General features: G+C 70.0%; 23 protein-coding genes. 14 read left to right on the top strand and 9 right to left on the bottom strand.

The features are described from left to right. Positions 1-88 precede the first annotated feature (88 nt). Both FFS15_RS01445 and FFS15_RS01440 read left to right on the top strand, forming a co-directional pair. Positions 89-1,168, top strand: coding sequence for a DNA polymerase IV (locus FFS15_RS01445; RefSeq protein ID WP_171013042.1), 1,080 nt, complete (start codon positions 89-91; stop codon positions 1,166-1,168). A gap of 24 nt (positions 1,169-1,192) precedes the next feature. After that, the gene (locus FFS15_RS01440) at positions 1,193-1,594 is read left to right on the top strand and encodes a gamma-glutamylcyclotransferase (protein ID WP_137843211.1); all 402 of its coding nucleotides are present in this window, start codon (positions 1,193-1,195) and stop codon (positions 1,592-1,594) included. Here the strand turns inward: FFS15_RS01440 and FFS15_RS01435 are convergent. After that, a complete protein-coding gene (locus tag FFS15_RS01435) occupies positions 1,564-2,175 on the bottom strand; it encodes a GyrI-like domain-containing protein (protein WP_137843210.1) in 612 nt (203 codons plus the stop codon). The genes FFS15_RS01440 and FFS15_RS01435 overlap by 31 nt on opposite strands. A 122-nt stretch (positions 2,176-2,297) precedes the next feature. Between FFS15_RS01435 and FFS15_RS01430 the strand changes: the two genes are divergently transcribed. Then, positions 2,298-3,809, top strand: coding sequence for a SulP family inorganic anion transporter (locus tag FFS15_RS01430; protein ID WP_137843209.1), 1,512 nt, complete (start codon positions 2,298-2,300; stop codon positions 3,807-3,809). Positions 3,810-3,845: 36 nt separating this feature from the next. Here the strand turns inward: FFS15_RS01430 and FFS15_RS01425 are convergent, their stop codons facing one another. Further along, complete coding sequence (locus FFS15_RS01425; protein WP_137843208.1) at positions 3,846-4,343, bottom strand: DUF427 domain-containing protein; 498 nt, start codon at positions 4,341-4,343, stop codon at positions 3,846-3,848. Positions 4,344-4,395: 52 nt separating this feature from the next. Between FFS15_RS01425 and FFS15_RS01420 the strand changes: the two genes are divergently transcribed. Then, complete coding sequence (locus FFS15_RS01420) at positions 4,396-5,019, top strand: LON peptidase substrate-binding domain-containing protein (protein WP_137843207.1); 624 nt, start codon at positions 4,396-4,398, stop codon at positions 5,017-5,019. On the opposite strand, the gene FFS15_RS01415 is transcribed toward FFS15_RS01420, so the two are convergent. Continuing rightward, the gene (locus tag FFS15_RS01415; RefSeq protein ID WP_137843206.1) at positions 4,950-5,750 is read right to left on the bottom strand and encodes a sulfurtransferase; all 801 of its coding nucleotides are present in this window, start codon (positions 5,748-5,750) and stop codon (positions 4,950-4,952) included. The genes FFS15_RS01420 and FFS15_RS01415 overlap by 70 nt on opposite strands. Positions 5,751-5,914: 164 nt before the next feature. Next, complete coding sequence (locus FFS15_RS18540) at positions 5,915-6,403, bottom strand: hypothetical protein (protein ID WP_171013041.1); 489 nt, start codon at positions 6,401-6,403, stop codon at positions 5,915-5,917. Between the two features lie 93 nt (positions 6,404-6,496). Between FFS15_RS18540 and FFS15_RS18535 the strand changes: the two genes are divergently transcribed. Both FFS15_RS18535 and FFS15_RS18530 read left to right on the top strand, forming a co-directional pair. Then, on the top strand, positions 6,497-7,837 hold the full coding sequence (locus FFS15_RS18535; protein ID WP_212743091.1) for a cytochrome P450: 1,341 nt from the start codon (positions 6,497-6,499) through the stop codon (positions 7,835-7,837). Between the two features lie 91 nt (positions 7,838-7,928). Continuing rightward, positions 7,929-8,102, top strand: a complete 174-nt coding sequence (locus FFS15_RS18530) for a hypothetical protein (RefSeq protein ID WP_171013039.1) — start codon at positions 7,929-7,931, stop codon at positions 8,100-8,102. Positions 8,103-8,110: 8 nt separating this feature from the next. Here FFS15_RS18530 and FFS15_RS01405 read toward each other — a convergent pair whose 3' ends face one another. Then, positions 8,111-8,674 carry an NYN domain-containing protein gene (locus tag FFS15_RS01405; RefSeq protein ID WP_137843204.1) on the bottom strand — a complete coding sequence of 188 codons (564 nt, stop codon included), beginning with the start codon at positions 8,672-8,674 and terminating at the stop codon, positions 8,111-8,113. Between the two features lie 101 nt (positions 8,675-8,775). Here FFS15_RS01405 and FFS15_RS01400 point away from each other — a divergent pair, with 101 nt between their 5' ends. From FFS15_RS01400 to FFS15_RS01390, 3 genes are read left to right on the top strand one after another with little or no spacing between them, the layout of a single operon-like run. Continuing rightward, positions 8,776-10,221 carry an ATP-binding protein gene (locus tag FFS15_RS01400; protein ID WP_137843203.1) on the top strand — a complete coding sequence of 482 codons (1,446 nt, stop codon included), beginning with the start codon at positions 8,776-8,778 and terminating at the stop codon, positions 10,219-10,221. A 36-nt stretch (positions 10,222-10,257) separates the two neighbouring features. Continuing rightward, positions 10,258-10,635 carry a hypothetical protein gene (locus FFS15_RS01395; RefSeq protein ID WP_137843202.1) on the top strand — a complete coding sequence of 126 codons (378 nt, stop codon included), beginning with the start codon at positions 10,258-10,260 and terminating at the stop codon, positions 10,633-10,635. 46 nt (positions 10,636-10,681) lie between these two features. Further along, positions 10,682-11,290: a helix-turn-helix domain-containing protein gene (locus tag FFS15_RS01390; RefSeq protein WP_137843201.1), complete on the top strand. Its 609-nt coding sequence runs from the start codon at positions 10,682-10,684 to the stop codon at positions 11,288-11,290. A 12-nt stretch (positions 11,291-11,302) separates the two neighbouring features. Here the strand turns inward: FFS15_RS01390 and fdhD are convergent, their stop codons facing one another. Further along, on the bottom strand, positions 11,303-12,190 hold the full coding sequence (gene fdhD, locus FFS15_RS01385) for a formate dehydrogenase accessory sulfurtransferase FdhD (RefSeq protein ID WP_137843200.1): 888 nt from the start codon (positions 12,188-12,190) through the stop codon (positions 11,303-11,305). 44 nt (positions 12,191-12,234) lie between these two features. After that, entirely contained in the window at positions 12,235-13,287 is a 1,053-nt protein-coding gene (gene moaA / locus FFS15_RS01380) for a GTP 3',8-cyclase MoaA (RefSeq protein WP_137843399.1), read from the bottom strand. Between the two features lie 247 nt (positions 13,288-13,534). On the opposite strand from moaA, the gene FFS15_RS01375 reads away from it, so the two are divergent. The 5 genes from FFS15_RS01375 (at position 13,535) to FFS15_RS01355 (ending at position 21,257) form a co-directional block, all read left to right on the top strand. Next, positions 13,535-14,980, top strand: coding sequence for a cytochrome ubiquinol oxidase subunit I (locus FFS15_RS01375; RefSeq protein ID WP_137843199.1), 1,446 nt, complete (start codon positions 13,535-13,537; stop codon positions 14,978-14,980). Between the two features lie 9 nt (positions 14,981-14,989). Next, positions 14,990-16,024 (top strand): cytochrome d ubiquinol oxidase subunit II, encoded by a 1,035-nt coding sequence (gene cydB / locus FFS15_RS01370; protein WP_137843198.1) that lies wholly within the window; start codon positions 14,990-14,992, stop codon positions 16,022-16,024. A gap of 101 nt (positions 16,025-16,125) precedes the next feature. After that, positions 16,126-17,796, top strand: a complete 1,671-nt coding sequence (gene cydD, locus FFS15_RS01365; protein WP_137843197.1) for a thiol reductant ABC exporter subunit CydD — start codon at positions 16,126-16,128, stop codon at positions 17,794-17,796. Beyond that, positions 17,793-19,475, top strand: coding sequence for a thiol reductant ABC exporter subunit CydC (gene cydC / locus FFS15_RS01360; RefSeq protein ID WP_249353624.1), 1,683 nt, complete (start codon positions 17,793-17,795; stop codon positions 19,473-19,475). The genes cydD and cydC overlap by 4 nt, the downstream gene beginning before the upstream one ends. A gap of 255 nt (positions 19,476-19,730) precedes the next feature. Next, entirely contained in the window at positions 19,731-21,257 is a 1,527-nt protein-coding gene (locus FFS15_RS01355; protein WP_171013037.1) for an Ig-like domain repeat protein, read from the top strand. Between the two features lie 51 nt (positions 21,258-21,308). Here the strand turns inward: FFS15_RS01355 and FFS15_RS01350 are convergent, their stop codons facing one another. Together FFS15_RS01350 and FFS15_RS01345 are read right to left on the bottom strand one after the other, a co-directional pair. Continuing rightward, complete coding sequence (locus FFS15_RS01350; RefSeq protein ID WP_137843195.1) at positions 21,309-22,898, bottom strand: SDR family oxidoreductase; 1,590 nt, start codon at positions 22,896-22,898, stop codon at positions 21,309-21,311. 70 nt (positions 22,899-22,968) lie between these two features. After that, complete coding sequence (locus FFS15_RS01345; RefSeq protein WP_137843194.1) at positions 22,969-23,565, bottom strand: GNAT family N-acetyltransferase; 597 nt, start codon at positions 23,563-23,565, stop codon at positions 22,969-22,971. Between the last annotated feature and the right edge of the window lie 25 nt (positions 23,566-23,590).

The raw sequence follows: 23,590 nt of genomic DNA, 5'->3' as shown, positions 1-23,590 counted from the left end.
TCACGACGAAGATGGGTAGGGTTCACCGCACATCTGGCGGCGTCCCGTCGCCGCGCCTATCATCACGGAATGGATCGGACATGACCCGATGAGCGCCGCCGCGATTCCGTGGGTGCTGCACGTCGACCTCGACCAGTTCATCGCCGCGGTCGAGGTGCTGCGGCGTCCCGAGCTCGCCGGCAAGCCGGTCATCGTCGGCGGACGCGGCGATCCCACCGAGCGCGCCGTCGTGTCGACGGCGTCGTACGAGGCGCGCGCGTTCGGCGTCGGATCCGGGATGCCGCTGCGGATCGCCGCGCGCAAGGCCCCCGACGCCGTCATCCTTCCCGTCGACGCCCCGGCGTACACCGCCGCCTCGGACGAGGTCATGGCCACCCTGCGCGCGCAGCCCGGCGCGGTGGTGCAGGTGCTCGGATGGGACGAGGCGTTCGTGGGCATCACGACCGAGGATCCCGAGGCGTACGCGCGCTCGATCCAGGCGGCCGTGCTCGAGCGCACCCGACTGCACTGCAGTGTCGGCATCGGCGACACGCTCGTCCGCGCCAAGAACGCGACCGATTTCGGCAAGCCTCAGGGCCGCTTCCGCCTCACGGCCGAGAACTGGATCGAGGTGATGGGTGCACGGCCGACCCAGGCGCTGTGGGGCGTCGGGTCGAAGATCTCGAAGCGGCTGGCCGGGCACGGCATCCGCACGGTCGCCGAACTGGCCGCAGCCGATCCCGACGCCCTCGCCGCCGAGTTCGGCCCGAAGATGGGTCCGTGGTACCGGCAGCTCGGCCGAGGCGACGGCTCGGCGACTGTCGACGACACACCGTGGGTCGCCCGCGGCCACGGCCGCGAGACGACGTTCCAGCAGGATCTCACCGACCGCGCTGACATCGAGCGCGCCGCCCGCGAGCTGATCGCCCAGGTGCTCGAAGCCGTCGCTGCCGAGGGCCGGCCCGTCATCGGCGTGGGCCTGAAGGTGCGCTACGCGCCGTTCATCACCAAGACCCTCGTGCACAAGATCGAGACGACGTACGACCGCGACACGGTGTCAGCCGAGATCCTGGCGCTCGTCGACCGCATCGAGCCCGATCGCGCGATCCGGCTGCTCGGCGTCCGCGCCGAGATGCAGATGCCCGACGAGGCGAGGGACGACCACACCCCGACGCGGAGCGGGTGGTGAGCGACCTTCACTACCGTGGTCAGCGTGACATTCCCGCACTCGACCGTTCCGCTGTTCGTCTATGGGAGCCTGCGCCCCGGCATGGCTCTGTGGAGCGCGATCAGCGCACACGTCGTCGACTCGACGACCGCGACGGTGCGAGGTCGGCTGCACTGGCACGTCGGCATGGAGTGGCCGCTGCTCGTCCTCGCCGATGACGAGCTCGGCGTCGTGCACGGCGACCTGCTGTCGCTGGTTCCCGGCGACGCGGTGAACCGGGTCATCGTCGACGAGGAGCTGCGCTACGGCTACGACGCCCGCTGGCTGCCGGTGTCCACCGACGCCGGAGAGGTCGAGGCGCTCGTGCTGGTGTGGAGCCGTGACGACGAGTGCGGACCCGAGATCGCCGGAGGCGATTACGCGTCGGCGGGCGGGCCGACCGGCTGACGCAGGATCGTGCGCAGCTTCGACGGCTCGGTGCGCCGGATGTCGCTGAGGTAGATCTCGTGGTGCCTGCCGGTCATCTGCAGCCCGGCGCCGGGGATGAACTCGTGGTGCATCCGGTCGAGGACGGGCCCCTCCTCGTCGAACGGACCGAGGTGCAGAATCTGCACGCAACGACCCTCGCTGAGCGTCTCGAGGCGCAGACGATCGATCGCGGGCGCTCCGGCCGCCGCCTTCCGCGCGCGAGCGAACTGGTCGTCCGTGATCCAGTCGGGCGTGAGGATCATCGCCGTCCAGTCCCACTGGGACTTGTCGCGGACGCTCGTGAAGCTCGCCATGTCGTCGGACCACCACAGCGCCTCGAGAGGCATGACCACGTAGTCGCGGTCCAACTCGTTGCGGCTCGCGAACTTGAGCTTGTAGGCGACGGGGAACAGCGTCGAGATCGCGTCGGCGTACACCGGGCCGTTGGGATCGCCGTGGCCGTCGATCATCAGGTAGCGCAGCGGCGGCACATCGACGACCTCGAACACGCCCTGGCGAGCGCGATACGACGCGATCTCTGTCTTGAGGTCGGTCTTCACGGGGCTCCTCAGATCGGGCGGCTGACGGATTCGACCCTAGACGCCTGAGTGCGCGCACGGGCGGCGGGTAGAGTTCCACGGTCGCGACCGGTCGCGGCATCCCGCAGCGAACAGGAGCGCCGATGTCCGCCATCGCCCCCGCACCCGACCGTGCCGACCGATATCGCATCGAGCCGACGGTGCTGCAGGCGCTGCGGAGCCCCCGCCTCCTCACGCGCGAGGTGCTGGCCGGGCTCGTCGTCGCGATCGCGCTCATCCCCGAGGCGATCGCGTTCTCGGTCGTGGCGGGGGTCGACCCGCGCGTCGGCCTGTTCTCGTCGTTCGTGCTGGCCGTCGTCATCGCCTTCACGGGCGGCCGACCCGCCATGATCACCGCAGCGGCCGGCGCCGTGGCCCTCGTGATCGCTCCCGTCGCACGCGAGTACGGCATGGACTACTTCATCGCGACCGTCGTACTCGCGGGCATCATGCAGATCCTGCTCGCCGTGCTGGGCGTCGCGAAGCTCATGCGGTTCATCCCCCGCGGCGTCATGGTGGGCTTCGTCAACGCGCTGGCGATCCTCATCTTCGTCTCGCAGGTGCCACAGCTGATCGACGTCCCGTGGGCGGTGTACGTGCTCGTGATCGCGGGGATCGGCATCCTGTACCTCTGGCCCCGGCTCACTCGCGCCGTGCCCGCCCCGCTCGTCTCCGTCGTGCTGCTGACGGTGGTCGTGGCGGTTTTCGGCATCTCGGTGCCGAATGTGGGCGACCAGGGAGAGCTGCCGACGAGCCTGCCGGAACTTCTGATCCCGAACGTGCCGCTCACGTGGGAGACGCTTCAGATCATCGCGCCCTACGCCTTCGCGGTGGCCCTGGTGGGGCTGCTCGAATCCCTCATGACCGCCAAGCTCGTCGACGACATCACCGACACCCATTCGCGCAAGACCCGCGAGGCGTGGGGGCTCGGCGTCGCCAACCTCGCGTCGGCGTTCTTCGGCGGCACCGGCGGGTGCGCCATGATCGGGCAGACGATGATCGGCGTCAAGGCGTCGGGTGCGCGTACGCGCATCTCGACGTTCATGGCGGGCGTCTTCGTGCTCGTGCTCGTCGTCGTGCTCGGCGACGTCGTCGCGATCATCCCCATGGCCGCGCTCGTAGCCGTCATGATCGTCGTCTCGGTCTCGACGTTCGACTGGCACAGCATCCGCCCGTCGACGCTGAGGCGCATGCCGATCAGCGAGACGGTCGTCATGGTGGTCACCGTCGCCTTGACGGTATGGACCCACAACCTCGCGATCGGCGTGATCGCGGGCGTGCTGGCGGCGGTGGTGCTGTTCGCACGGCGCGTGGCCCACTTCACGACCGTGACGCGAACCGTCGACGGCGATGTCGCCCGCTATCGGGTCGACGGCGAACTGTTCTTCGCCTCGAGCAACGATCTGACGACCCAGTTCGACTATGCGACCGACCCGAGGCGGGTCGTCATCGACATGTCGCGATCGCACGTGTGGGACGCCTCGACCGTCGCCGCGCTGGATGCGATCGTCACCAAATACGAGCGACGCGGCACGGTCGTCGAACTCCAGGGCATGAACGCTGCCACCACGGCGTTCCACGGCCGGCTCAGCGGAGAACTCGGCGGCGAGAGCTGACCCACGGCGCTGCGCGCACGCCCGGGTGTCGGAACGTCACCAGCCCATCGAACCCGGGGCACCCTTGAAGGGGCCGGCGATGTCGGGCGTGACCCACCCGCCGTAGAAGGTGCCCGGCTGCGGCGTGACCTCGACACCGTCGATCGTGCAGGCGTCCATCGGAGCGGGGTACACCGCGACGCGATCGGCCAGCACCTCGAAGCCCGGAGACGGGTCGGGGTAGTTCCACGCGGTGCGCGGGCGCGCCTGGCCCCCGCCGTGCACGTCGAGGTAGCGGGCACCGCCCTTGAACTCGCAGAACGAAGAGCCCGCGGCATCCGTCAGCGAACCCTCGGCGAAAGCCGAGATCGGCAGGTAGTACACCGGCGGGTGACTCGTCTCGAGCACGCGCACGACGTCATCCGTGTCGACGATCACCTCGCCGCCCAGCACGATGCGGACGCGCCGGGCCACCCGCTCGACGCGGGGCGGACGCGGGTAGTCCCACACCGACTCCTGGCCGGGGGCAATGGGATCGGGGGTGGGATGAGCCATGGTTTCAGCGTAAGCGGCCCACAGACCCCCGGGGCTTGATTGACTGGGATGCATGAGCGCCACGGCGATGTTCCCGCTCGGAGCGGTGCTGTTTCCGCACACGCCGCTCGTCCTTCGCATCTTCGAGCCCCGCTATCTGACGATGCTCGGGCACCTGCTCGACGAGGAGGACCCGCAGTTCGGCGTCGTCCTCATCGAGCGCGGACCCGAGGCGGGCGGCGGCGAGCAGCGCAACAGTGTGGGGACGATGGCGCGCCTGGTGAAGGTGCGGGCCGCCGCCGAAGACCTCATCCTCGTGGCCGTCGGCGGTGATCGGATCACGGTCGACCGCTGGCTCGACGACGACCCGCACCCGCGTGCCGAGGTGTCGGCACTTCCGACGCTCGAGTGGGACGAGGCGCTCGCGCCGCTGCTCGGCGAGGCCGAGCGGATCGTGCGGCGCGTGCTCGCACGAGCTGCCGAGTTCGGCGAGGTGCAATGGGATGCCGGCACCGAGATCTCGGACGACCCCGTCGAGTCGACGTGGCAGCTCGCGGCGATGGCGCCGCTCGGCGAGTTCGACCGGTTCTCGCTCTTGCGCGAGACGACCCTCGGCGGGCTGCTGCGTCAGCTGATCGATCTGTCGCTCGACATGGAGTCGATGCTCGCGGCACTGCCGCCGGGCGAAGACTCCTGAGCGGCGACCGGCGCGAGATCCGGATGCAGCGCCTCGCGCTCGTCGAAGACGAAGCATGCGCCGCTCCAGTGCTCGCCGCCGACCTGCTCGAAGTAGCCGAGGATCCCGCCGTCGAGCTGGAAGGCGTCGATCCCCTGCTCACGCAGGTGGATCGCGGCCTTCTCGCAGCGGATGCCGCCCGTGCAGTAGCTGACCACCGTCTTGCCCGCGAGGTCGGCGCGGTGTGCGGCTGCGGCAACCGGGAATTGGGTGAACCGCTCGATCCGCCAGTCGAGCGCCCCGTCGAACGAGCCGTAGTCGACCTCGAACGCGTTGCGCGTGTCGATCAGCACGACCTCGCGTCCCTCGTCGTCGCGACCCTGGTCGAGCCATCGACGCAGCGTCGCCGGAGCGACGGCCGGTGCGCGGCCGGCGTCGGGACGGATCGTCGGATGGCCCATGCGGATGATCTCGCGCTTGACCTTCACGAGCATCTTGCCGAACGGCTGCTCGGCCGACCAGCTCTCCTTCGGCGTGAGGCCTGCGAACCGGGGATCACGGCGCAGGTCGTCGACGAAGCCGTGGACGGCATCGGCGTCGCCCGCGAGGAACAGGTTGATGCCTTCCTCGGCGAGGAGGATCGTGCCCTTGAGGCCCGCGGCCACCGCGCGTTCGCGCAGAACGGGGCGCAGGGTCGAGGCATCGTCGATCCGCGTGAACAGATACGCCGAGATGTTGAGAACCGATGCCACCGCACAAGCGTACGCGGCGCGCGACGTGCGTTCGCGTGTTCATAACTCCGGATGGTTGTGCGCGAAGTACCCCGACACGCCGTGTACAACATCCGCTTCGCGCGTTCATCCGGAGTTATGAACATCACAACGCGACGACGGCCGGCTTTCAGCGCCCCAGCGACTCAGGCCGGCAGCTCGACCTTCGCCTCGCGCGGACCGCCGCACTGCGCCGAACCACCGACCCGTACCCACTCCACTTCCACGGCGCCCTCGGCGATCACCGCCCCGTCAGCGCCGACCACTCGGTAGCCGATCACCGGTTGACCGCCGACGAAGCCCGCGTTCCACCCCGTCAGTCCATCGCCCGCGATGGCCAGAACTCCCGTGTCCTCGATCGGAGTCTCATCAGGCTCGACGGCCGGCGCGTCACCCGAAGTCGCCGGGAGCTCGGTGGCGATCACGAGCGGCGCGTCGACAGGCGCGATCGGCGGGCCGGGAACGCAGCCCTCCCGGTCGCAGAGCTCGAGCCCTACGCCGGACTTCGGCTCCGACAGGACGATCTGCGCAGAACTGAAGTAGCCGATGGCCGGGCACGCGACGCCCGGTGGGGCGCACGCGGCGAGACCGGCGCACAGCAACGCGAAGCCTGCACACACCAGGGAGAGCCTCACGGGTCGACGATATCCGAACGGCCGCCCCTACCCCGGGGATCTCCGTCCCGATACGCTGACGCCGTCACGCACGGAGAGGCGAGAGAGGCGAAGATGGCGCAGGCTCCCGCGGTGGGTCCGGTCACATTCGCCCGTGGCGTGCGCCGCAGCGGCTTCCTCGACTTCGCCGGTGACCTCTGGCGCGGCCACGGCGACGTGTTCGAGGCCCACCTCGGTCCGAAGCGCCTCGTCTTCGCGATGCATCCCGATGCGGTCGAGCACATCACCGTTTCGGGTCGGGAGCACTACGAGAAGGGCCCGAGCTACGACGGCGTGCGACGCTATCTCACCGGCTCGGGCCTCATCGGGAGCACCGGCGATCTGTGGAAGCGCCAGCGCAAGCTGATGGCGCCGTTCTTCACACCGCGCGGCGTGCAGACGTACGCCGATCTCGTCGTTCAGGATGCCGAGCGCTTCGCCGAGCGCTGGCAACAGCTCGCCCGAAGCACCCCCGACGTCGACATGGAGGAGGAGATGACGCTGATCACCGCGTCCATCATTCTGAAGGCCATGTTCAGCACCGAGACGATGGACTCGATCACCCGCATGAAGGATGCCGTCAGCGAGATGATCGGCTTCACCGACGCGCAGATGATCGGCGTCCGCCTGCCGCTGTGGGCCCCGACCGCGCGCAACCGGCGCTATCTGGCCGCGCGCAAAGTGGTGCACCGAGCCATCGCAGACGTGATCGCCGAGCGCCGCGCCCTCGACGAGTCTGACTGGCCCGACGACCTCCTCACCCGCCTCATGCAGGCCCGGGATGCCGACACCGGCGAGCCGATGTCGGAGGCGCTGCTGCGTGACGAGTCGATCACGACCTTCTTCGCCGGCCACGAGACCACCGCGCGGACGCTCACGTTCACCTGGTACGTGCTGGCGCGGCATCCCGATGTCACCGCGCAGCTTCACGAGGAACTCGACACGGTGCTCGGGGATCGCCTGCCGACCCTCGCCGACCTGCATGCCCTCCCCTACACGCTCCAGGTGGTCAAAGAGGTGCTGCGGCTGTACCCGGCCGCGCCGTTCTATGCGCGCGATGCCGTCGACGCCGACACGCTCGGCGGGTTCGACGTCGCAGCGAAGTCGGTCGTCATGCTCTCGCCGTTCTACACGCACCGGCATCCCGACTTCTGGGAAGACCCGGATCGTTTCGACCCCGGCCGCTGGACGAGCGATGCCGAGCACAGCCGCCATCGTCACGCCTACCACCCCTTCGCCGCCGGTCCGCGCCTGTGCATCGGGAACAACTTCTCGCTGCTGGAGAGCCATCTGCTGCTCGCCGTGCTCGCGCGGCGCTTCGACCCGCGACTGCCCACGGGGTTCGTCGCGCGTCCCGTGATGCGCGGCACGCTGACGGTGGAACACGGGATGCCGATGACCATCGTCGCGCGCTAGCCGGTTCCTCCCCAGGCGCGTGATTCGGATGCCGAGTCCACAGCGACCGGCTCGCCCACCGCTCGCGCGCACGCGCTCGTACGGTCGGAGGATGGGATTCCTCTTCCGACTGTGCGTCTCGATGGTTCTGCGTGCGGGCGATGACCCGGGGGAGTCAGGCTGCGCTCCGCTCCCCCCACTCGGCGAGTTCTCCGAGACGGGATCCCTTGCCGCGTGGTGGGCGGGCGGCAGCAATCGTCACGCGATCATCTCGCGCCTGCTCTGAGCGACGGGTCAGCGCAGGAACTGCGTCGGGTCGAACTCGTCGATCGGAATGACGCGCACGCGCGGCAGCGGCGCATCGAAGACAGCTGCGTCGAACTCGAGGTCGAAGCGCTCGAGGCCCGCGATCGAGGCGAATCCGGCGTTGCGGAACTCCGAGAACGCCAGGATCCCCACTCGCCGCTCGCCGTCGACGAGGGCCTCCACGTCGTCGAGGAAGTCGCCGTCGTGGCTGACCAGCATCACGTCGTCGGCACGCTGGGTGAGAGCGCGCAGCGTGCGCTGGATCGCGATGTCGACGACCTTCTCCTCAGCGCCACCCGACAGCGGGATCACCTGGAAGTCCATGGCCTTGAGCGCCTGCACGAATGACATCGGGATGCCGGTCGTGGCATTGAGGAAGAACAGCCCGCGCGCCGGCTGCTGCCACGTGCGCGAAGCGAACGCCATCATGCGGTCCCACCGCGGGCGCTCATCGGGCTGCGGGCGCCGGCCGAGGATCGAGCCGCCGAGCGTCGCATCGATGTTCTCGCCGTCCACCAGCACGAACGTGGTGCGGTCGTCGTTGTCGCTCACGCGCTCCCCCTCGGTCGGACCGCGCTGTGCGGTCCGAGATCGATCCTAGGCGCGCGGCGCCGCGCGCATGAGTGTCGACCGCGCCCGATACGGTGAAGCGCATGGAATCGACGGACCGCGCTCTCGTGACCGACCTGCAGCGACTCGTGCAGCGCCTGAACGCCCTGCCCGACACGCGCGAACCCCAGACCACGCCGCTCGGGGCGTCGATCCAGGAGCACCTCGGCGTCGACCCGCGCGCGCTCCCGGTCACCCGCGAGCAGGTCAGTCCCCACCGCCTCGTCGACACCGACATCGCGCTCGCTGCACTGGCTGCGGCCGACCCCGACGCCCGGCTCATCGGCGTCAGCGGCGGGATGGAGCGTCACCACGAAGACCTCCAGAACCTTCTCGCGCACCGGTACACGACCTTCGCGCCCGGACCGGTCGAATACGTCACGACGGCGACCGGGCCGTCGACCACCCGCCAGACCGTGTCGTTCGGCATCCACCTGTTCCGCTTCGACGGGTCGCCGGTGGCGGTTCTCGTCCGCAACGCCTCGCAGATGTTCGGGCGCGAATCGGTCACCCTCGAGATCGCCGCGACCGACGAAGCCGTCTCGACGCGCCTCGTCGCACGGCTCCACGAGGTGATGAATGAGCGGAGCGTGATCCGCGGCAACGTCGTGAGCTTCACCTCCGACGAGTTCGGCAACGGCATCGGCGCGCTGACGTTCCTCGCGCGACCCGAGGTCGGCCCGGGCGACGTCGTGCTGCCGGACGGCGTGCTCGACGGCATCCGGGGCCACGTGATCGGCATCGGCGACCACGCCGAGCGGCTGCTCGCGCTGGGTCAGCACCTCAAGCGCGGGGTGCTCCTCTACGGCCCTCCCGGCACGGGCAAGACCCTCACCGTCGAGCACCTGCTCACGTCGACCCCCGGCCGCACGGCGATCCTGCTGCAGGGCGGCAGCCTGCGGTTTGTCGCCGAGGCTGCGCGGCTCGCGCGCGCCATGGCGCCGGCGATGCTCGTGTTCGAAGACGTCGACCTCGTCGCCATGGAGCGCGGCATGTTCGGTGGTCCGCAGCCGCTGCTCTTCGAGATCCTCGACGCGCTCGACGGCGTGGGGGGCGACGCCGACATCGCGTTCCTGCTCACGACGAACCGCGTCGACATGCTCGAGCCCGCGCTCGCCCAGCGGCCGGGTCGCGTCGATCTCGCGGTCGAGATCCCCTTGCCGGATGCCGCGGCCCGCCGCACCCTGCTGGCGCTCTACGCCCGCGACACCGCACTCACAACCGCCGCGCTGGATGCTGCGGCCGATCGCGCCGATCGCGTGACGGCGTCCTTCGCGAAAGAGCTCGTCCGCCGTGCGGCGCTGCGCGCCGCTCTCGCGGGCCACGAACTCGGCGACGCGGATCTCGCCACGGCACTCGACGAGATGCTCGACTCAGCAGCCTCCATCACGCGCGCGCTCGTCGGCGGCGGGGACGGCGAAGACGGGAGCGACAGCGACGGGACCACGGCGATGAGCTTCGGCTCGTTCGGCCACCAACCCGGCATGTGACAGGCGGCGCGCGCCCACCCCGCTAGGCTCTTGCGCATGGCATCAGGCAACAAGCAGCAGTACGAAGAGACCGAACTCCACGGCGGCGTGCTCAGCGGCAACGGCAGCCCCGCGCTGTGGGGAGCCCTCCTCGGTCTCATCGTGTTCGCGTTCGTCGCGGTGCCCATCTCGGCCGCGGTGCGCTTCGCAACGCACCCGCTCTCGCAGCAGCTGTTCGGCGGGCGACTGTCCGATGCCACGACCGGCGGCTACGTCGCGTTCTGGTGGATCGTCGCGATCCTGCTGTTCGCCCTTCCGTTCCTCGTCGGCTGGGGCGTCGCGAAGCTCTCGGGCAAGACGCTCGGCATCATCGCCGCGATCCTCGGGATCTTCTTCATCGCGATCCTGGTGCTCGGCCAGCTCTTCGTCTTCTGAGGCGGGGCGCCCGCGGCTTCGCCGCACACGGCGCGATAATGGGGCCATGGCGGCCGGCTACAGCGCGATCTCGAGCTACTCCCGCGTCGAGATCATGAATCTCGTGCAGGAGCGCCCGCAGCGACCGATCGCCGAGATCGTCGACGCGACCGGGCTGCATCCCAACACCGTGCGCGAACACCTCCAGCGACTCATCGACGCCGGGTATGTGATCGCCGAGACCGAGCACCGCACCACGCGCGGCCGGCCCCGTGTGCTCTACACCGCGGCGACGGGAACGCCCGGAGCTGCCAGCCCCGTCGCCCGGCGCAAGGTCGCCGACGCCGCGCGCCGCGGTGATCTGCTCCGCCGGATCGCTCCCGAAGGCCGCGGCGCGACGCTCTCGGACGCGGCGGTGCACCAGCTCGACGCGCTGATCGACGACCTCGGCGAGGCGGGGTTCGATCCTCTCGTCGACGAGGAGGCGCTCACCGTCGACCTCACGCCGTGCCCGCACGCGCCCATCGCCGAGCATCGGGGGACGCTGTGCGGCGTGCACCTCGGGCTCATGGAGAGCGTGCTCGCCCAGGCGGGCGGCCCCCTTCGCGTCGAGGGGATCGCGCCGTCGTGCGATCCGTCGCACTGCGTCGTGCACCTCGCCGCGACGAGTGACTGACGACGAGCGACGCTAACCCGCGCGAGCCGCCGCCTCGGCGGCCGAGCCGACGGTGATCCGCTCCGGCCGTGCGTATACGTTGAGCGAGGTTCCCCGGACGAAACCCGCGAGCGTGAGGCCTGCGGCCGTCGCCAGCTCGGTCGCCAGCGACGACGGCGCCGAGACCGCCGACAGGATCGGGATGCCGGCCATCACGGCCTTCTGCACGAGCTCGAAGCTCGCACGCCCCGACACCTGCAGCACGATCCCCGCGAGCGGGAGCCTGTCGTGGAGAATCGCCCAGCCGATCACCTTGTCGACGGCGTTGTGGCGACCGACGTCTTCGCGGACGACGAGCATCTCGCCGGTCGCCGCGTCGAACAGACCGGCCGCGTGGAGGCCGCCGGTCTTGTCGAAGACCGTCTGGTGAGCGCGCAGCGCGTCGGGGAAGCGCGCGAGGGCACTCGCCTCCACCTCGACCGCGTCGGCTGCGACATCGAAGCGGGACACCTTCTCGACCGCTTCGATGGATGCCGTCCCGCACACGCCGCACGAGCTCGTCATGTAGAAGTTGCGGTTGGGCTCGGGTGCCGCGACACCCGGAGCGAGGGTGACGTCGAGCACGTTGTAGGTGTTCTCGGGAGTGCCCGCGGCCGGGCCGCCCGTGCCGGGTCCGCCGCAGTGGATCGCCGAAAGGAAGTCGCCGGCGCCGGCGATGATGCCCTCCGAGACGAGGAAGCCCGCGGCGAGCTCGATGTCGTGGCCCGGCGTGCGCATCGTCACCGCGAGCGCGACACCTCCCACGCGGATCTCGAGCGGCTCCTCGACGGCGAGCGCGTCGGGGCGGCGGCGTGCGGTCGCGTCACCGGACTCGTCGAACGTGATCCGGGTGACCGGTCGGTTCGCCGTGATCCGTCCCATGGGGTCAGCCTATGGCTGCGAAGGCCATCGTGGTGGACGTGTCGTCAGCCGCCGATCGCGTTCATTCCCCGCGCGGGCTGCAGGAACGCGGGGTCGTTGATGGCGTGACCGGGGAGCTTTCCGCGGACGCAGTCGCGCAGCATCCGGTCGATCGAGCCGTCGACCCCCGTCTCGGCCGGTTCCTGCGAGCGCAGGATCGGCACGAGGTCGTACTCGGTCGTCGAGAACAGGCAGTTCCGCAGCTGACCGTCGGCCGTGAGGCGCAGGCGATCGCAGTCGCCGCAGAAGGGCGCCGTCACCGACGCGATGACGCCGACCGCCGTCGGCCCGTCGTCGATGAGCCAGCGCGCCGCAGGAGCGCCGCCGCGGCCTGGCACGGCGGTCAGGCGCCAGCGCGCGGCGAGCGCGGCGAGGATCTCGTCCTGGGTCACCATGCGCGAGCGGTCCCACGTGTGTCCTGCGTCGAGCGGCATCTGCTCGATGAAGCGCATCTCGGCACCGTGCCCGATGGCGAACTCGACCAGGTCAGCCAGTTCGTCGTCGTTGACGTCGCGCATGGCGACCGCGTTGAGCTTGAGCGGGCGAAGGCCGGATTCCGCCGCCGCCGCGATGCCGTCGAGCACGTCGTCGAGCCGATCCCGGCGCGTGAGCTCGTGGAACCGGTCGCGGCGAAGGGTGTCGAGCGAGATGTTGAGGCGCGACAGACCTGCGCCGATGAGCCCCGGCAGCACCTCGCGGAGGCGGATGCCGTTGGTGGTCATCGCGATCTCGACACCGCGACCATCGGGCCCCGTGATCGCGGCGAGTCGGGCGACCACCTCGACGATGTCGGGGCGCAGCAGCGGCTCGCCGCCGGTCAGGCGGAACGTCGTGATCCCGTCCGCCGCGGCAACCCGCGCGATCTGTTCGATCTCATCGAGGGTCAGGATGCTGCTGCGCGCGAGCCATTCGTTCCCCTGCTCGGGCATGCAGTACGTGCAGCGCAGCGAGCACCGATCCGTCAGCGAGATGCGCAGATCGCGGTGAACGCGGCCGTGGGTGTCGACGAGCAGGTCGCCGGGCGACGCCGGCGATGCCGGAGCGGCGGGGGTCGGCATCCGCACCCCGATCGTGACCGGGACGACGCTCACTCGCGCCTCCCGCGTCGCGCCGCCCCGATGATCATGATTCCGAGGGTAGTCGCGCCGCGCATTATTCACGGCGACGAGGGGGTGCGCTCGCGCGCGATTCCTGGAACTCTGAGTCTCGACACCGCCTGCGGCCGGCCGAAGTTCTCTATGGTCTGACCACATGCTACCGTGTGGTCAGACCACACTCCCGGGCTGAGCGATCGGAGAACGCATCGTGGATCTGCTGGAACCCCTCTTCCTTGCACGATGGCAGTTCGGTCTCACGACGCTGTACCACTTCCTCTTCGTTCCGCTGACCCTCGGCATGGCGCTGACGGTTGCGATCTTCCAGACCGCGTGGTTCCGCACGGGCCACGTCAAGTGGCTGCACCTCACGCGCTTCTTCGGCAAGATCTTCCTGATCAACTTCGCGATGGGCGTCGTCACCGGCATCGTGCAGGAGTTCCAGTTCGGCATGAACTGGTCGGCCTACTCGCGATTCGTCGGCGACGTGTTCGGCGCCCCGCTCGCCTTCGAGGGCCTCATGGCGTTCTTCTTCGAGGCGACCTTCATCGGCCTCTGGATCTTCGGCTGGGACAAGCTGCCCAAGGCGCTGCACCTCGCGAGTATCTGGATCGCGACCATCGGGGCCTGGTTCTCGGCGTACTTCATCCTCGCCGCGAACGCCTTCATGCAGAACCCGGTCGGCTACCAGATGGCCGAAGACGGCGGCCGCGCCGAGATGAACGACTTCCTCGCGGTGCTCACCAACCCGGTCGCCCTCGCCGCGCTCCCCCACACGCTGTTCGCGGCCTTCATGATGACCGCGGGCGTGATCATCTCGATCGCCGCCTGGCACCTGCTGCGCCGCCAGAACGAGGAGATGATGCGGCCGGCGCTGAAGTACGGCCTGTGGGGCATGATCATCGCCTTCGCGGGCGTCGCGCTCTCGGGCGACCAGCTGAGCCTCGTGATGGTGTCGACGCAGCCGATGAAGATGGCTGCCGCTGAAGCGCTGTTCGACAGCGCATGCGGGGCGGACGCCTCGTTCTCGCTCATCTCCATCGGCACGCCTGACGGCACCGAGGAGGTGTGGTCGCTGCGCGTTCCGTACCTGCTCGCGCTGCTGTCGACGCATTCGCTCGATGGCTGCGTCGAGGGCATCAACGACCTCAACATGCTCTACACGACCGAGCTGTTCCCGCAGTTCGCCGATCAGGTCGACGGCAACTTCGCGCCGACGCTGTGGATCACCTACTGGTCGTTCCGCTGGATGATCGGGCTCGGCGGCATCGCCGCGCTGTCGGCCGTGGTCGGCCTGTGGCTCACGCGCAAGAAGGCCAAGCGCGACGTTCCGGCATGGGCGTGGAAGCTCGCGATCTGGGCGTGGCCGGCATCCCTCTTCGCGATCCTCATCGGCTGGGTCTTCACCGAGATGGGTCGCCAGCCCTGGATCGTGTTCGGGCTCATGCTCACCGAAGACGGGGTGTCGCCGAGTGTGCCCGGCTGGACGGTGCTCATCTCGCTCGTATCGTTCACCCTCATCTACGCCGCCCTCGCGGTGGTCGAGGTGGGTCTCATCGTCAAGACCGCGCAGAAGGGGCCGGATCCCCTGCCCGGCCCGGATGATCCCGACCCGCGGCACCGCGCGGTCGAAGACACCCCGACGACGGTCTACTAGGAGAGCGCCATGGACCTCGCAAACCTCTGGTTCTGGATCGTCGGATTCCTCTTCGTCGGCTACTTCGTGCTCGACGGGTTCGATTTCGGCGTCGGAATGTCACTGCCGTTCCTCGGCAAGGACGACATCAGCCGCCGTCAGATCATCAACACGATCGGCCCGGTGTGGGACCTCAACGAGACGTGGGTCATCGTCGCCGGCGCCTGCCTGTTCGCCGCTTTCCCGGAGTGGTACGCGACGCTGTTCAGCGGCTTCTATCTGGCGCTGCTGCTCATCCTGCTCGCGCTCATCCTCCGCGGCGTGTCGTTCGAGTACCGCCACCAGCGCGACTCGCTGCGGTGGAAGAAGGGCTTCGACACGATGATCGTCGTCGGCTCGGCCGTCCCCGCGCTGCTGTGGGGCGTCGCGGTCGCCAACATCGTCCAGGGCGTGCCGCTGGATGCCGACCACGAGTTCATGGGTTCGCTGCTCACGCTGCTCAACCCCTACGGCCTGCTCGGCGGCCTCACGACCCTCCTGCTCTTCTTCACGCACGGCGTGTACTTCGTCGCCCTCAAGACCGACGGGCAGGTTCACCAGGACGCCCGGCGACTGGCGCGGCGATCGGGGATGCTGACGGTCGTCGTCGCCGCCGCGTTCCTCATCTGGACGATCTTCATCGCGGCCGGTCGCGGCGCGCCGCTGATCTCGCTCGTGGTCGCGGGGGCCGCGATCGCCGCCGCGGCGCTCGTCATGTCGCTCGTGTTCAATCTGCGCGACCGCGAGGGCTGGGCCTTCGGGTTCGGTGCGGCCACGATCGTGGCGGCTGTGCTGACGCTGTGGTTCGCCCTGTTCCCCTACGTGATGCCGTCCTCGACCGACCTCGCGAACAACAGCCTCACGATCGAGAACGCATCGAGCACCGACTACACGCTCACGATCATGACGTGGGCTGCGGTGATCTTCCTGCCGCTCGTGCTGGTCTACCAGGGCTGGACGTACTGGGTCTTCCGCAAGCGGGTCACGCGGTCGCGGATCGAGAAGGCGGCGGCCCTCGCGCACTGACCCCTCGACACGTCCGTTTACGGACGGGACGCGCCGCCGGGCGCACGTCCCCTCGCGGCGTGTCCCGTCCGTAAACGGTGGGGAGATAGGGTCGGAAGGCGATGACAGAGACGGATGCCGCCGCGCCACGTGAGCGCATGCGGCCTGTCGACCCGCGACTGCTGCGGTACGCGAGCGCATCGCGCGGCTTCTTCGTCGCCATCGGGGTGATCGCGGTGGCGCAGACCGCCGTCATCGTGGCGTTCGCGTGGCTTCTCACGCGGGCGATCACGGGCGCGATCGACGGGATGCCGCAACGGGAACTCGTCGAAACCCTCGGCGCTCTCGCGATCGTGGTCGTCGCCCGCGCGGTGCTGCTGTGGGCGCGCGAAGCCGCCGCGGCGCGCGCCGCCGCGCGCGTTCAGACCCAGCTGCGCACGGCGCTGGTCGACGCGGTCGGAACCCTCGGTCCCGCGTGGCTCGGCACGCGCAACTCCGCCCAGCTCGCCATCACCGCGGGCCGCGGGCTCGACGCGCTCGAGGCCTATTTCGGCCGCTACCTGCCGCAGCTCGTGCAGACCGTCGTCGCGACGCCGATCATCCTCGCGGTGATGTGGTGGCAGGACTGGATCTCCGGACTGACGGTGCTCCTCACCCTTCCCCTCATCCCGCTGTTCATGGTGCTCATCGGACTCGCGACGCGGACGGTGCAGCAGCGGCAGTGGCAGACCCTCCAGCGACTCGCGGCGCGCTTCGCCGACACGGTGCAGGGACTGTCGACCCTGAAGGTCTTCGGCCGGCAGCACCGGGCCGCAGCATCCATCGAGCAGGTCACCGAGACCTACCGGCGCGAGACGATGAAGGTGCTGCGCATCTCGTTCCTCTCGGGGTTCGCGCTCGAATTCCTGGCCTCGATCTCGGTCGCGATCGTCGCGGTGTCGATCGGGTTCCGGCTGGTCGACGGCGCCCTGGCGCTGTCGGTCGGGCTCTTCGTGCTGCTGCTCGCGCCCGAGGCGTACCTCCCGATCCGGCAGGTGGGCGTGCAATTCCACGCGGCCGCCGAGGGTGTCGCTGCGACCGACGACGTTTTCGCGGTGCTCGACGCGGCGCGCGCGAGCAGTCGGCACGGCGCGGGGCACGCGTCGGCCGCCATACCCGACGGCGTCGTGCGGCTCGACGGTGTGCGCGTTCGGCGCGGCGAGCGGATGCTGCCACCCGTGTCGCTCGAGGCCGGACCCGGCACCGTCACTCTCGTCGAGGGCCCGAGCGGCGCGGGCAAGTCGAGCGTGTTCGCTGCACTCCGCGGTGCGGCCGAGTTCGACGGCGACGCGGAGTGCGACGGCATCGACGTGCGCGAGCTCGCACCGAGCAGCTGGCTCGCGTGGGCGGGTCAGCAGCCCGGGCTCGTGACGGGGACGATCGCCGAGAACGTCGCGCTCGGCGACACGGCGCCAGATGAAGAAATCGTGCGGCGTGCACTCGAGCTCGCGTGCGCCGACGACCTCGAGCCGGGGCGCGCGCTCGGCGTGCAGGGGGCGGGACTGTCGGGCGGTCAGGCCCACCGCGTCGCGGTCGCCCGCGCGCTCTACCGGCGCCTCGGAGGGCGGGCCGCGGTCGTCGCTCTCGACGAGCCGAGCTCGGCGCTCGATCCCGTCACCGAGGAGCGCCTTTGGCGCAGCATCCGCTCGATCGCCGACGACGGCGCGACCGTACTTCTCATCTCGCACCGCACGAGCGCCCGCGCGATCGCCGACCGCGTCGTGCGGCTCGAGCCGAGCGAGGTGGTCGCGTGACCGATCGTGTGAGCGCGACCTCGACCGCTGAGGTGCTGCGCGGAGCCCTTCCCCCGGCCCGCCGATTCTGGCCCGCCCTGGCGGCCGGGTTCGCGACCGAGGCCTCGGCGGTGGCCCTCCTCGCGGTGAGCGCGTGGCTGATCGTGCGCGCGAGCGAGCAGCCGCCGGTCCTCTACCTCTCGGCGGCCGTCGTCGGCGTGCGCCTGTTCGCCCTCACCCGTGCGACCTTCCGCTACCTCGAGCGCCTGGCCGGGCACGATGCGGCGCTGCGCCGGCTCGCGAGCACGCGGGCATCGCTCGTGCGACGCCTCGTGCCGCTCGCACCCGACGGCCTCACACAGACGCGCCGCGGCTCGGTCCTCGGTGCTCTGGTCGACGACGTCGACGACCTGCAGAACCTTCCGCTGCGGGTCGTCCAGCCGCTCGTCTCGTCGGCGACCGTCGCGCTCGGCGCGGTCGTGCTCGTCTCGATCGTGTGGTGGCCCGCCGGCCTCACGCTGCTCGCGTGCCTCGTCGTCGCCGGCGCCGCGGCGGTGCTGTGGGGGTGGGCTGCCGGGTCGCGCGCCGAACGCGCCGTCGCCCCGCTGCGCGCCCGCCTGGCAGACGCCCTGCTCGACCACATCGGCAGCCTCGAGGTGCTCACCGCCTTCGGCGCCGAAGAGCAGAGCCGCGAGCGCGTCGCGCGCGCCGACGCCGACCTCCGCCGCGCGGTCACCCGGCGCGCCGGCGCCCAGGCCGGGACCGCTGCGGTCGTCTCGCTCGTCGCGGGCCTCGCCTCAGCTGCGGCGGTGCTCGTCGCGGCGCCGGGTGCGGCATCCGGTTCCCTTACCGGCCCGGCGCTCGCCGTCGTCGTCCTCGTGCCGATGGCCGTGTTCGAGGTCTTCGCCTCCGTGCCGCTCGCGGCAGCCGCGTGGCGACAGGTGCGGGCGTCGGCCGAGCGCATCGCCGACTCGCTCCCGGCGGAGCTGCCCGCCGAACTCGTCGACGAGCGCGTGTCCGCGACGGGAGTCGCTCCGACGCTCGGCGCCGGCGTGCGCCTGCGCGGGGCGTCGGTGCGGTGGCCCGGCGACACGGATGCCGCGCTCCACGATCTCGATCTCGACGTCCGCCCCGGCGAGCGCGTGCTCGTGATCGGATCCAGCGGCGCGGGCAAGACGACGCTCGCCCACGCGCTCGTCCGCTTCCTCGAGACCGACGGCGCCTACGACATCGGCGGGCGCTCGGCGCACGATCTCGCCGGCGACGACGTGCGGCTCGCTGTCGGCCTGTGCGAGCAGCATCCGATGCTCTTCGACGAAGACATCCGCCAGAACCTCCTCTTCGCACGCGACACCGCGACCGACGCCGACCTCGAGACGGCGCTCGCGCGCGTCGGGCTCGGCGACTGGCTCCGCGAGCGCGGTGGTCTCGACGCGCGGGTCGGCGAGCGCGGGGCGCTCGTCTCGGGCGGGCAGGCGCAGCGGATCGCGCTGGCACGGGCGCTCCTCCGCGGATTCCCGGTGCTCGTGCTCGACGAGCCGACGGCGGGCGTCGACCCCGACGCATCGGATGCCCTGCTCACCGATCTGCTGACCGCCGTCGGCGACGATCAGGCCGTCGTGCTCATCTCGCACGTGGCGATGCCCGACGGGCTCGTCGACCGCGTCGTGCGGCTGGAGGGCGGCCGGGTCATCACATAAGCCCGGCGTTCAACTTCTGAACTCATTGACCGGTTTAGATTCTTTTTATCTTCATTGCGTGTTGACATTGACCCAAGAGCAACCTATTTTGGACTCCTCAGGTCGTTGAATCCGCCAACCGGCTGCTTTTCATGTCGACAATATGGTCGACATCGACGGTAAACGCCACCTTCTTGCGCCGTCCCCAGCGGTGCAGAATCGTCGCGCCCGGACGTCATGAGAACCACGACAACGAAGTTCTGGGAGGGACCAACCGTGACGACAATCCGCAGGCGCGCATGGATCGCGGCCGTACTGGCCGCGATCACCGCCGCAAGCACCGTGGGATTCGCATCCACCGCAACAGCGGCCGAGCCGACCGCCGAGGAACTCTCGCCCGACATCGTGCACACCGGGACCGGCCCGACCGGGTACGAAGTGACATTCCACTTCTACGACCCCCTGGCCACGAGCATCCGCATCAAGGGCGAGTGGTCCTTCGCATCGGCCGGCGACATCGCAGCCGACCCGACCAACCCCTCGCCGCGGTTCGGCTCGACATGGCTGCCGGGCGACATCCCGATCCCGTCGCCCCTCGCCGGATCGGCGGGGAACTGGCCAGTGAGCAGCATGGTGAAGGATGAAGCCACCGGGATCTGGTCCTACACCACGCCGCTGCCGTCCGGCGTCTTCAGCTACTGGCTGTACCGGGACTGCACCGCCGCCGCACCCGCGATGACCGGCTGCACGGCGCTCTACGACCCGTCGAACCCCCCATGGTCGACCGCGGGAACGATCGAGCGCACCAGCCAGGTGTACGTTCCGTCCGACCCGGCGTTCGGCACGGCCGACTACTCGTGGCAGGCGCCCTCACCGGAGTCCGCTCAGGGCGCACTTGAGCACATCACCTTCCCGTTCCCCGGTCACACGAACCCCGCGAACGCAAACTACGCGACGGTGTACACCCCGCCCGGATACGACCCCGATCGTGCCGTGCCGTACCCGACCTACTACCTCAATCACGGCGGTGGCGGCAATGAGATGAACTGGAGCACCCAGGGGGTAGTCGCGAGCATCGTCGACAATCTGATCGCAGCGGACGAGATTGAGCCGCTCGTCATCGTCATGCCGAACAATCCGACGCGCCCGGAGATCACCGACTACCTGGTGCCCTACATCGAGGGTGCCTTCAACGTCAGCTCTGCGGCTTCGGATCGCGCGTTGTCGGGCCTCTCGGGCGGTGGCACCGTCGTCCAGGACATCCTGTTCAACGACACGACCCAGTTCGGCTACTACGGCGTCTGGTCGGTGCCCCGCGGTCTTCCGACCGCCGGGCAGGAGAACAGTCCGGCGCTGAAGGAGCTCCTCGGCCTGCACATCGGCGTCGGCATCCAGGACCTCGGCGGCCTCGCCCAAGGCAACACCACCGCCGAGCAGGCGCTGCTGACGAGTGTGGGCGTCCCGTTCACCTCGTACAACGTGGACGGAGCGCACACGTGGTCGTACTGGCGTGACGCGCTGCGGGACTTCCTGACCCGGGTCGCGTTCAAGGCGACCTCGGTCGAGGTCGAGAACCACGGCCGCGCGGTCACCGCCGCGGTGACCTCCGACACCGGTCATGTCACGGCGCCGAGCGGTTCCGTGCAGTTCGCGCTCGACGGCGTCGCGATCGGCGCACCGCAGCCGGTTCGCAACGGGGTCGCCCGCGTGGCCATCCCGGCGAAGTACGGAACGGGTGAGGTGACGGCCGTCTACACAGGCGACACTCTGTTCAACACCAGCACGGGCGCCGGGGCGCTGTAGCACCGTGCCCGAATACGCGGCCGCCGCGGTCTCACGATCGCGGCGGCCGCGTCATTCGCGCTCAGCCGCCTCCGCCTCCTCGGCCGCCGCGGTGATGCGGTTCGCCATCCCGGCGAAGATGAATCCGTGGAAGGGCAGGACGGCCAGCCAGTAGAGCCGCCCCGCGAGCCCACGCGGGAAGAACACGGCACGCTGCTCGTACCGCGCGCCCGAGCCTTCGGGGGTGACGGACATCTCGAGCCACGCGAGCCCCGGCACTTTCATCTCGGCGCGCAGGCGCAGCAGCATGCCGGGCTCGATCGCCTCGACGCGCCAGAAGTCGACCGCATCGCCGACGACGAGCCGGTCGCGGTGGCGCCGTCCGCGGCGCAGGCCCACCCCGCCGACGATCTTGTCCATCCACCCCCGGATCGCCCACAGCAGCGGATTGGAGTACCAGCCGCGCTCGCCCCCGATCCCCTGGATGACGCGCCACAGCGCCTCGGGGCCTGCGTCGGTGGCGGCGACCCGGCGATCGGTGAAGACGACCCGGCCGGCCCAGTCGGGGTCGTTCGGCAGCGGGTCGCTCGGGACGCCCAGCACCTCGGCGTCCTGCCAGCTGGTCTCGACCTGATCGAGCTCCACCTTGCCGAGCGCGAGGTCGACGGCACGGCGGTACGGCGTAAGACCGTCCTCGGGTGGTGGGATCAGCGCATCGACGTCGCGATTCTTCACGATGCACTCGTTCTGCAGCGACTCCACGAGCGGCATCGCGACGCGCCTGGGGATCGGCGTCACGAGGTTCACCCAGTGCGACGCGAGGCGCGGCGTCAGCACCGGCAGCGCCGCGATGCCGCGCTGTTTGAGACCCGCCTCGACCGCGTAGCCGTTCATCATCTGGCCGTAGCGCAGCACGTCGGGCCCGCCGATGTCGACGGCGGTGTTGACGTCGGGGGCGACGCGAGCCGCACCCAGCAGGTAGTGCAGCACGTCGCGCACCGCGATGGGCTGGATGCGGTTGCGCACCCACTTCGGCGCGGGCATGTACGGCAGCACCTCGGTGAGGTGGCGCACCATCTCGAACGACGCCGAGCCCGAGCCGATCACGACGCCCGCCTGCAGCACGAGGGTCGGAACGCCGCTGTCGAGGAGGGTCTCGCCCACCTCGACGCGGGAGCGCAGGTGGGGTGAAAGCACCACGCTGCCTTCTGGGGCTCCGCCCCAGACCCCCGGCTTGCTGACGCGCGCCTCGGGATGCAGCCCACCCAAGTACACGATGCGACGGACGGATGCTGCCGCTGCCGCCTCGGCGGCGGTGACGGCTGCGTCGCGATCGGCCGCTTCGAAGCCCTTGCCGGCGCCCATCGAATGCACGAGGTAGTAGAGCACGTCGACGTCGCGCACGGCGTCTGCCATCGCCTCGGCATCCGTCGCATCGCCGACCGTCACCTCGACCCGCGCACCCCACTCGAACGCGGCGACCCGCGTGGCATCCCGTGCGAGCACCCGCACCCGGTACCCGGCGTTCAGTAGCCGAGGCACGAGCCGCCCGCCGATGTAGCCGGTGGCGCCGAGCACGAGGGCGCGCGGCTGCGAGCCGTCTTCGTGCGGCACAGCCTGCAGGGCCGGCTCGCGGCCGGTGGGTGCGGTGAGGTCTGTCACTCTGGCGACGCTACGTCACGCGCGCGCGCATCGGCAGGGGGTTGACCCTGTTGCCGACGCGCGACAGTGGTCACAGATGCCGGCCGAAGGCCTGCACGCCCTCGTGCGACGGCAGGGCCGTGAACCCGACGCGCGGGTAGAACGCGATGGCACCCTGATTGTCGCTCGACGACGCGAGGTGCAGGCCCGTGACGCCGCGCTCGCGCAGCGCGTCCACGAGCGTGTCGATGAGGCGTCGGCCCCACCCCTGCCCCTGGAGTTCGGGAAGCAGATCGATGTGCAGGTGCGCGGGGTAGGTGTCTCCGTACGGCTCGGCACCACCGCGGCGACCGTACGCGTAGATGAGCGTGCCGTCCTGCCGCGAGCGCTCCGCGTCGGGAAGCGGCCAGCGCTCCGCGAACCGCGGCCACCATTCGGTGCGGAACCACTCCTCGAACGCGCGGGTATCGGGCGCGCCGACGATGTAGCCGGCGACCCGGGCGTCGTCGGTCTCGACGACGAAGGCGAGATCCGGGTGCCGCGCGACATACGGCAGTGCGAAGACCTCGGCCCACAGGTCGTCGTCCGAGAAGACGCCGGTGGCGTCACCCCCGGCGTCCGCGGTCTGGAGGCAGATCTCGGCGAGGGCAGGCTCGTCGCCGGGTCGGAACGGGCGGATCTTCGGCATCCCGCGATTCTAAGGCTCGGCGTTC

Source organism: Microbacterium sp. 2FI (assembly GCF_005502885.1).
Classification (GTDB): Bacteria; Actinomycetota; Actinomycetes; order Actinomycetales; family Microbacteriaceae; genus Microbacterium.
The sequence above is the reverse complement of the archived record's forward strand: the minus strand, read 5'-3'. Positions and strand labels throughout refer to the sequence as shown.

What these genes read in the sequence shown, in the direction of transcription:
- moaA (WP_137843399.1), bottom strand. Translation starts at nt 13,287, where the DNA reads ATGCCGACCCCCGCCGCTCCGGCATCGCCGGCGTCGCCCGGCGACCTG.
- fdhD (WP_137843200.1), bottom strand. Translation starts at nt 12,190, where the DNA reads ATGGGACGGATCACGGCGAACCGACCGGTCACCCGGATCACGTTCGAC.
- cydB (WP_137843198.1), top strand. Translation starts at nt 14,990, where the DNA reads ATGGACCTCGCAAACCTCTGGTTCTGGATCGTCGGATTCCTCTTCGTC.
- FFS15_RS01430 (WP_137843209.1), top strand. Translation starts at nt 2,298, where the DNA reads ATGTCCGCCATCGCCCCCGCACCCGACCGTGCCGACCGATATCGCATC.
- FFS15_RS01445 (WP_171013042.1), top strand. Translation starts at nt 89, where the DNA reads ATGAGCGCCGCCGCGATTCCGTGGGTGCTGCACGTCGACCTCGACCAG.
- cydD (WP_137843197.1), top strand. Translation starts at nt 16,126, where the DNA reads ATGACAGAGACGGATGCCGCCGCGCCACGTGAGCGCATGCGGCCTGTC.
- FFS15_RS01395 (WP_137843202.1), top strand. Translation starts at nt 10,258, where the DNA reads ATGGCATCAGGCAACAAGCAGCAGTACGAAGAGACCGAACTCCACGGC.
- FFS15_RS18530 (WP_171013039.1), top strand. Translation starts at nt 7,929, where the DNA reads ATGGGATTCCTCTTCCGACTGTGCGTCTCGATGGTTCTGCGTGCGGGC.
- FFS15_RS01400 (WP_137843203.1), top strand. Translation starts at nt 8,776, where the DNA reads ATGGAATCGACGGACCGCGCTCTCGTGACCGACCTGCAGCGACTCGTG.
- FFS15_RS18535 (WP_212743091.1), top strand. Translation starts at nt 6,497, where the DNA reads ATGGCGCAGGCTCCCGCGGTGGGTCCGGTCACATTCGCCCGTGGCGTG.
- FFS15_RS01345 (WP_137843194.1), bottom strand. Translation starts at nt 23,565, where the DNA reads ATGCCGAAGATCCGCCCGTTCCGACCCGGCGACGAGCCTGCCCTCGCC.
- FFS15_RS01420 (WP_137843207.1), top strand. Translation starts at nt 4,396, where the DNA reads ATGAGCGCCACGGCGATGTTCCCGCTCGGAGCGGTGCTGTTTCCGCAC.
- FFS15_RS01425 (WP_137843208.1), bottom strand. Translation starts at nt 4,343, where the DNA reads ATGGCTCATCCCACCCCCGATCCCATTGCCCCCGGCCAGGAGTCGGTG.
- FFS15_RS01390 (WP_137843201.1), top strand. Translation starts at nt 10,682, where the DNA reads ATGGCGGCCGGCTACAGCGCGATCTCGAGCTACTCCCGCGTCGAGATC.